The sequence below is a fragment of the Corynebacterium sp. HMSC056E09 genome, assembly GCF_001813425.1.
Taxonomy (GTDB): domain Bacteria; phylum Actinomycetota; class Actinomycetes; order Mycobacteriales; family Mycobacteriaceae; genus Corynebacterium; species Corynebacterium hesseae.
In genome coordinates this window covers 156145-163928 of record NZ_KV812477.1, presented here as the reverse complement: position 1 = coordinate 163928, position 7784 = coordinate 156145, and the positions used below count along the sequence as shown (strand labels likewise).

General features: G+C 60.4%; 7 protein-coding genes and 1 pseudogene. 3 read left to right on the top strand and 5 right to left on the bottom strand.

What is annotated here, in order from left to right; genetic code table 11:
- Positions 1-184 (bottom strand): annotated as a pseudogene (locus tag HMPREF2912_RS01330) (HNH endonuclease); the annotation flags it as partial.
- 109 nt (positions 185-293) lie between these two features.
- Complete coding sequence (gene gndA, locus HMPREF2912_RS01325; RefSeq protein WP_070520417.1) at positions 294-1751, bottom strand: NADP-dependent phosphogluconate dehydrogenase; 1458 nt, start codon at positions 1749-1751, stop codon at positions 294-296.
- 43 nt (positions 1752-1794) lie between these two features.
- Between gndA and HMPREF2912_RS01320 the strand changes: the two genes are divergently transcribed.
- Positions 1795-2241, top strand: a complete 447-nt coding sequence (locus HMPREF2912_RS01320; protein ID WP_070520420.1) for a PaaI family thioesterase — start codon at positions 1795-1797, stop codon at positions 2239-2241.
- A 4-nt stretch (positions 2242-2245) separates the two neighbouring features.
- Here the strand turns inward: HMPREF2912_RS01320 and corA are convergent, their stop codons facing one another.
- Positions 2246-3319: a magnesium/cobalt transporter CorA gene (gene corA / locus HMPREF2912_RS01315; protein ID WP_070520423.1), complete on the bottom strand. Its 1074-nt coding sequence runs from the start codon at positions 3317-3319 to the stop codon at positions 2246-2248.
- An 83-nt stretch (positions 3320-3402) separates the two neighbouring features.
- Here corA and HMPREF2912_RS01310 point away from each other — a divergent pair, with 83 nt between their 5' ends.
- Positions 3403-4005, top strand: coding sequence for a class I SAM-dependent methyltransferase (locus tag HMPREF2912_RS01310; RefSeq protein WP_070520425.1), 603 nt, complete (start codon positions 3403-3405; stop codon positions 4003-4005).
- Here HMPREF2912_RS01310 and thiD read toward each other — a convergent pair.
- Entirely contained in the window at positions 4002-4838 is an 837-nt protein-coding gene (gene thiD, locus HMPREF2912_RS01305) for a bifunctional hydroxymethylpyrimidine kinase/phosphomethylpyrimidine kinase (protein WP_070520428.1), read from the bottom strand. The genes HMPREF2912_RS01310 and thiD overlap by 4 nt on opposite strands.
- Positions 4839-4937: 99 nt before the next feature.
- A complete protein-coding gene (locus tag HMPREF2912_RS01300; protein ID WP_070520431.1) occupies positions 4938-6281 on the bottom strand; it encodes an NAD(P)/FAD-dependent oxidoreductase in 1344 nt (447 codons plus the stop codon).
- Positions 6282-6467: 186 nt separating this feature from the next.
- On the opposite strand from HMPREF2912_RS01300, the gene HMPREF2912_RS01295 reads away from it, so the two are divergent.
- Positions 6468-7760 (top strand): class I SAM-dependent methyltransferase, encoded by a 1293-nt coding sequence (locus HMPREF2912_RS01295; protein ID WP_070623563.1) that lies wholly within the window; start codon positions 6468-6470, stop codon positions 7758-7760.
- The last annotated feature ends 24 nt before the right edge of the window (positions 7761-7784 follow it).

Below are 7784 nucleotides of genomic sequence, written 5' to 3'. Positions count from 1 at the left end.
GGGCTTTGCGTTGTTTGCCGCTAAAGCGGGTGGGACCGAAGTACACCTGGTTAAGACTTGCTAGTTCGGCGGCATCGGAGGCATCCGCGCCGAGCGCGCGGAGCTCGTCGGGTGAGCCAGGAATGTTTTCCACCAGCGCAATCCCCGAATTGCGGAGGCGGATGTAGGTTTCAATATCCCCCATGAGCACAGAGACTAAAACAGGTCTCTACACCCCGCAACCGGAAGAAGAAAAATTCTGGTCGCGGGTAGCGGAGGGATAAGAAAAGCCCCTCAGGGGAGGGGCTTAGCAGCTACATCTCGGTAAGCGAGCGGTCACCTGACCATTCGATATGGAACGTGCCCTCGCGGTCCACACGCTTGAAGGTGTGGGCGCCGAAGAAATCGCGCTGGCCCTGAATCAGAGCAGCTGGGAGGCGCTCGGCGCGCAAGCTGTCGTAGTAGGACAGGGAAGAGGCAAACACCGGAACCGGCAGGCCCAGCTGCGTTGCAGTAACCACGACGCGACGCCAGGGGTCGATGAGGTTCTCCAGCTCGCCCTTGAAGTACGGGTCCAGAATCAAGGCAGGCAGGTCGGCATTGTTGTCGTAGGCCTCACGGATGCGATCGAGGAACTTCGCGCGAATGATGCATCCACCGCGCCAGATGGTGGCCAAATCGCGTGGGTCCACGTTCCAGCCGAACTCCTCGGAGCCAGCCTTGATCTCATCGAAGCCCTGGGAGTAGGCAATGAGCTTCGCGGCATACAGTGCACGGCGAACGTCTTCGACGAACTCAGCCTTGTCCACATTGAGCTCGGCAATGGTTCCGGAAGGCAGCTGGCCTTCCTGGGCAGCTGCACGTTGAGCAGTGGCAGAAGAGAGCGCACGCGCGAAAACGGATTCCGCAATGCCGGTGATCGGCACGCCCAGCTCGAGACCATTAATGGCGGTCCAGCGGCCGGTGCCCTTCTGACCGGCGGCGTCCACGATGACGTCGACAAGCGGGGCACCTGTCTCCGGATCTTTCTGTGCTAGTACTTCGGCGGTGATCTCAATGAGGTAGGAGTCTAGGTCTCCGGCGTTCCATTCGCGGAAGACTTCGGCGATTTCAGCCGGTTCCATGCCCGCACCATAACGAAGCAACTGGTAAGCCTCACCGATAACCTGCATGTCGGCGTATTCGATGCCGTTATGCACCATCTTGACGAAGTGGCCAGCGCCATCGGGTCCGATGTGGGTCACGCACGGAGTACCGTCGACATTAGCGGCGATGGACTCGAGGATTGGTCCCAAGGTCTCCCAAGACTCAGCTGGGCCACCAGGCATGATGGACGGGCCATTGAGCGCGCCTTCCTCACCACCGGAAATGCCTGCGCCGACGAAGTGACGGCCCTTAGCGGCCACCTCCTTCTCGCGGCGAATGGTGTCCGTGAACAGTGCATTGCCGCCATCGATGATGATGTCACCCTCATCCATGGCTTCGGTGAGTTGCTCGATGACGGCGTCAGTAGCCGCGCCAGCCTTAACCATGATGATCGCCTTACGCGGGCGCTCGAGGGAGGCAACGAAGTCCTCGACGTTCTCGGAGGCAATGAACGCTCCTTCATCGCCGTGCTCGCTGATGAGCGCGCGAGTCTTTTCCGGGCTGCGGTTGTACACCGCGACCGTGTTGCCGTTGCGAGCAAAGTTTCGCGCAAGGTTGGAGCCCATCACAGCAAGCCCCACAACGCCAATCTGAGCGAGATCTGTCTTTTCAGCACTTTGAGTCATGTTCACCATCCTACGTCACCGAATTCCACTAACCTGTTGTGGCATGAACCACTCTGAAATCTTTGAAAAGCTCTTGGCCGTTTCCCAGTCGCGTCCGCTCAACGCGGAAGAACTCGAGTTGATCAACTCCAACCCGCAGGGGCTCGCAGGGCTTATTGGCCTGCGCTACACGCACATTTCTGCAGACGAGGTTCGATCTGAGGTGGAAGTCGTCCCAGATCACCACCAGCCTTGGGGCGTTGCAAATGGGGGTCTGTACTGCACAATTACGGAATCGACTGCATCCGTCGGCAGCCTAATCCTCGCAGGCAAGCCCGTTGTCGGTGTCAACAACAACACGGATTTCCTCAAGCCGGTGGCTTCGGGCACGGTGACCGCCGTTGCTACACCGCTGTACAAGGGGCGCCGCACGCAGCTGTGGGAGGTTAAGATCAGCCAGGGGGATGTGCTCCTCGCCGCGTCCACGCTGCGCACGATGGTGGTGCAGTAGCCTCTTACAACCAGTTGTTGCGGCGGAACCACCACCACATTCCGGCCACGACTAACACCATGAGGCCGATTGCGCCGTAATAGCCCCAAGGAAAATGCAGCTCCGGCATGACATCGAAGTTCATTCCGTAGATACCCGCGACAAGCGTTGGTGCGGCCCACATACCAACCACCGCGGAAATCGTGCGCATGTCGGAGTTTTGCTGCATGCTGATCTTGGCCACGGAGGCGTCGATAAGCGAGGTCAAGCGTTCATCGAACCCCGACACGTGGTCCTGGACCACCAGCTGGTGATCGTTGACGTCCCTGATGTAGGAGCGAATCGCCTTCGGAATGAGGTCCTTGTGGTCAGAGACCATCGAGCGCAAAGCAGGCGAAAGCGGCACGATGGCGTGCTTCATCTCCAGAATCTCGCGCTTGAACATATAGATGCGATCGATGTTCGGCAGCGAATTCGGAGTGAAGATTTCTTCCTCGAGCTCGTCGACCTCGATGGCGATGAGGCGGCAGATCTCCGAATAGCGGTCCACCATCATGTCTAGGATCTTCCACGCTAGGGACACGGGGCCCTGTTCGACGAGGTCCTGCTCATCATCGATCACGTAGGCCAAGTTGGGTAGCTTCGCCGAGTGACGCACCGTGATGATGAATGTGTCACCGATGATCATCTGCATCTCACCAGTGGAAATAATTTGGCGCTTATCGGCTACCTCGTCGTGATCCCGGTAGTTCACCGACCGCGCCACCACGAACAGCTGGTCATCGTAGCGTTCCAGCTTCGGGCGCTGGTGAGCTTGGACGACGTCCTCGACGATGAGCTCGTGGATACGAAACTCAGCCGCCACCTTCGTCATCTGTGATTCGAGCGGCTCGTAGAGGCCTACCCACACGAAGCCGCGTCCGTACTCTTCCACGGTTTGCAGCGCGCTGTGCGGCGAAAACTCGCCGGGAAGAGCCTCGCCATCGACGAACACGCGGCAGTGCTCAATGGCACGTTCGACGGGAACGGAAAAACTCGGAGCACTGTCGTCAGAAGTGTTTTTCTTGCGTGGCTTGAATGGTGACGGTACAGATGGCATCGTGTCTCAGCCTCCTTCGTTTCGTATAGGCGTTTTGTAATGGCGGCTAAAGCTTACACCTGTAAGGGCATATAATCGTTGTCATGCCTACCTGGAAAGAAGTTACTGCAGCGAATCCCGCCCATTCCCATAACTTTGCGCGGAAGTGGAAGACACTTCGGGCCCAGGGCAAGGACATCGATGGGGAAGCCCGGCTTATCGACGCCATGAGTGAACGCCACTCCCGCGTCCTCGACGCCGGCTGCGGTTCCGGGCGCCTCGGCGGTGAGTTGGCAAAGCGCGGCCACACGGTGTTGGGCGTGGACGTCGATCCCATCCTGATCGAGCATGCGGTCAATGATTATCCGGAGGCCCGTTGGGAAGTGGGGGACCTTTCGGAAGAGGAAATCCCGGAGGGTAACTTTGATATCGCTGTGGCTGCGGGCAACGTGATGACCTTCATTGCCATCGAAGGACGTGAGGCCGCTCTGCGCAACGTCTTCAACGCTTTGCGCCCGGGTGGTCGGTTCGTCGTTGGTTTTGGCGAAGGTCGTGGTTGGGGCTTCGATGAATTCCTCGACCTCGCCCGCGCGGTGGGCTACCGAGTCGACTTCATCTTCGCATCCTGGGACATGAAGGTCTTTAAGGAGAACTCCACCTTCATGGTGGCCGTGCTTACCCGCCCCGGCGCAGACCTATTGGGTTAGCGCTGCGCGCCTGCGGCGAGGCGCCGCAGCCGGTGACCATGGTCAACGGGGCCGCGCCCGCGACCGACGTGAAGCGCATCAGCATTCTCTATCGCTTCGTGGAGCCATTCGGTGGCCCATACCAATGCCTCGTCGAGTGTTTCCCCCGCTCCTAAACGTGCTGCGAGCGCGGAGGAGAGCGAGCAGCCGGTGCCGTGCGTGTTCTTCGTGTTAATCCGCGGGCAGGGCACGCGGGTTACCGCGCCGGACGGGCTTACCGTTGCATTATCGGCTTGGGCGCCGTCGAGGTGTCCGCCCTTGACCACGACCCAGGTCCCATTGTCGTGAGCCCACTGAATGGCGATATCGATTGCTTCCTCGAGGATGCGCGGCTGTGCGACGTCCGCGAGGACAGCGAGCTCCGGCAAGTTCGGCGTGACCACGGTGGAGCGGCGGGCGAGTTCGCGCACAGCGCGCTCCGCCTCCCGTTCGAGTAGGCGGTCGCCGCTGGAGGCGACCATGACCGGATCGCAGACTATGGGAACCCCCTCGGGCAGGGTAGAGACGAACTTGCTCACCGTTTCGGTGATGGACACCGAGCCGAGCATGCCGATCTTGAGGGCGTCGATAGTCACGTCCTCCTTCACACTTGTCAGTTGTTCGCGCAGGAATTCCACCGGAGGGGTGTGGATGGCGCGCACCCCTTGCGTGTTTTGCGCGACGAGGGCCGTCACCACTGCCATGCCATAGGCGCCGGCCGCCTCAAAGGATTTGAGGTCAGCGTGAATTCCCGCCCCTCCCGTGGGATCGGTGCCAGCAATGCTGAGGACGCGAGGCAGGGCAGGACGGTTCACGGTTTTCTCCTTTACGCTAGGGACTTCTTCCGTTCTACCGTATGTGGCCAAAGAAAAGGGAGAGAGGATGATTCCTCTCTCCCTTAAAGCGCGTAGAACTTAGTGAAGGTCGCGGTCAATGACGTTGCGAGCGACGCGCTGCTGCTGGGTGATTTCCAGGTTGCCGCGGTCGCGCGAGAAGGCGTTGAGGATCCAGTGCAGCGCCACGAGGGTACGGCTGCGGAAGCCAACGATGTAGAAGATGTGCAGGCCGAGCCAGGAGATCCACGCCGGGAAGCCAGCAAACTCGGTCTTGCCCAGCTTGACGACGGCGTTGAAGCGGGAAATAACGGCCATGGAGCCCTTGTCAAAGTACTCGAACGGCTCGGCTTCGTTCGCGGTGGACTCTTCATCGATCTTGGCTTCGATGAGCTTGCCCACGTGGTTGCCGCCCTGGATGGCCACCTGGGCCACGCCCGGAAGGCGGTTGAGGGAAATCATGTCGCCGACGATGTAGACGTTCTTGTACTCGCCAACCGTGAGGTCCTCGTTAACGGAGACGCGGCCGGCACGGTCGGATTCCACGCCAGCCTGGTCAGCGATGACCTTGCCCAACGGGGAAGCGGCGACACCTGCGGACCAGATCTTGGTCGCGGCCTCGATGGTGACCTCTTCCTCGGTCTTCATGTTCTTGTAGGTGACGGCGTCAGCGGTGACGTCGGTAACCATGGCGTTGAGGCGCACGTCAACGCCCAGCTTCTCCAGCGTGCGCTGAGCCTTGCGGCCGAGGCGCTTGCCGAACGGCGGAAGGACCTGCGGAGCGCCGTCCAAGAGGTAAATCTTGGCGGAGGAGGAACCGAAATTGGAGTATTCGCCAGCAAAGGTGCGCTGTGCCAGCTCGGCAATCTGGCCGGTCAGCTCAACGCCGGTCGGGCCAGCGCCCACGATGACGAAGGTCAGCAGCTTCTCGCGCTTTGCAGGATCCTCTTCCAGCTCCGCCTTCTCAAAAGCGGAGATAATGCGGGAGCGGATCTCTAGGGCATCATCCAGCGTCTTCATGCCCGGGGCATACTCGGCGAAGTGGTCGTTGCCGAAGTAAGACTGGCCAGCGCCGGCTGCCACAATGAGGGAGTCGTAGCCGTAGGTACGAACAGCGCCATCGAGTTCCGCGGTGACGGTCTGATCCTTGATATTGACGTCGGTGACCTCACCGTTGACAAAGTTAACGTTGTCCTGGTGACGCAAGATCTGACGCGTAGACGGGGCGATTTCGCCGGCGGAAATGACGCCGGTGGCTACCTGGTAGAGCATCGGCTGGAAGAGGTGGTGGTTCTTCTTGTCGATGAGGGTGATCTCAACATCCGCGTCCTTGAGCTTCTTGACGGCGTTGATACCGCCGAAGCCGGCACCGATAACAACGACGTGGTGGCGGCCGTTACTAGGACGGTGGGGAGTTTGCGCCATGGTGTTTGATTACCTTCCTTAAGAAAGCCAGATTATTTTACCCGAGTCAGTCTAAACCTTTCTAGCGGTACATGCATACTTTATGGGTTATTAACTGGCTTTTTGGGCCGCGCCTCCACCCGCGCGGGCCCCGTTGGCTTTAGTCTGGGAGGACACATGCGTGCGATGAGGAAGGCTGACTTGAGCGTGTATCCCCACTTGGCTTCGATTGATGCTGCGGTGTGGCCCGGTGTGGCTACTGTCCCTTCACCGCGCCTACTGCGTATGAAAGCTGGCCGGGCTGAGGCGGAGTTCGCGCAGGCCTGTTCCAAGGCTGGGGTAGAGCTGGACGGCGAAGACCCAGATGTCACCGTGCTTCACGACGCCCTTTTCTCCCGCATCGCCGATTCGGGCTGGCTGGGCCTGGCCGAGTCTTATATGGCTGGCGAGTGGACAACTCCCGATTCTGAGCGCCTTGTCAGAGTCCTCACGCGGCTGGTGGGGGTGGGTTATCGGCCGAAGGCCAAGGAGCTTGCCGTGGAGACATCGAGCCCTGGTGAACTACCCCTTGACGTTGTGAAACTGTACGCAGGTGACTCGTTGAGCCATTCGGGCGGCATTTTTGCAAGTGGCGTACCCACTACGGTGCGCGAGGCGGTGCGTAGCTATAGCGCGCGTGCGGGCAGAAAAGAACCCAAAGAGCACTTCGTCGATGTAACCACGGTGACCGAGCCGGCATCAACGGACCGCGAGGACTTGGGCGACGCACAGCGTCGCGCTGCGCAGTGGCTTCTCGACGCCACCCGCACCGGCGCCGGAACCCACCTCCTGGTCTACCCAGCCACTGGGCTGCAAGTAGCGGTTCAGGCGGTGGCCCGGCGCGCCACGGTGGACGTGCTTACGGGCGACACGGAGCAGAAGGCGCTTTTCGACGAGCAACTGCTTCTCGAAGGCGCCGCTGATTCGGTTCACGTGCAGGGCATAGAGACGGCCTTGCCCAACCCAAAGAAGTGGCGCGGGCGGTATGACGCGATAGTGAGCGTCGAAAAGCTGGAGACGCTTTCGCCGCCGGAACGCCGCCGATATGTCGAGATGCTGGACCGCTCGCTGGTCAGTGGCGGGCGTCTGGCTTTAGCTTCGCTTTTTGCCACGAATGCGATGACTCCGGCGGCGCGTTCGGCGATTCAGGTTCTGCGTGCCTATATCTGGCCTGGCTTGGAATACCCGTCGTTGGAAGAAACCCATAGGCTCTTCGATAAGCGCTCCAACCTGCGAATCATCGCGCAAACCCACACCGGAAGCCACTACCTCGAAACGCTTCGCTACCAGCGCAGCTTTTTCGATGGCCGCCACCGCGAAGCCGGGGCAGCCGGGTTCGATCAGGTCTTTCGACGCCTGTGGACCTTCCAATTTGCCCTGCGCGAGGCGTTGCTCAGCCTGGGCATGCTGGATGCCGTGCACGTGGTGGCGACCCACCGCCACCGCGGCGGCCGGCGTTAGCGGTCTACACTGGGGCGGCGCCAA

Excerpts from the sequence above, each read along its gene's own strand:
- gndA (WP_070520417.1), bottom strand. The coding sequence starts at position 1,751 with ATGACTCAAAGTGCTGAAAAGACAGATCTCGCTCAGATTGGCGTTGTG.
- HMPREF2912_RS01320 (WP_070520420.1), top strand. The coding sequence starts at position 1,795 with ATGAACCACTCTGAAATCTTTGAAAAGCTCTTGGCCGTTTCCCAGTCG.
- corA (WP_070520423.1), bottom strand. The coding sequence starts at position 3,319 with ATGCCATCTGTACCGTCACCATTCAAGCCACGCAAGAAAAACACTTCT.
- HMPREF2912_RS01310 (WP_070520425.1), top strand. The coding sequence starts at position 3,403 with ATGCCTACCTGGAAAGAAGTTACTGCAGCGAATCCCGCCCATTCCCAT.
- HMPREF2912_RS01300 (WP_070520431.1), bottom strand. The coding sequence starts at position 6,281 with ATGGCGCAAACTCCCCACCGTCCTAGTAACGGCCGCCACCACGTCGTT.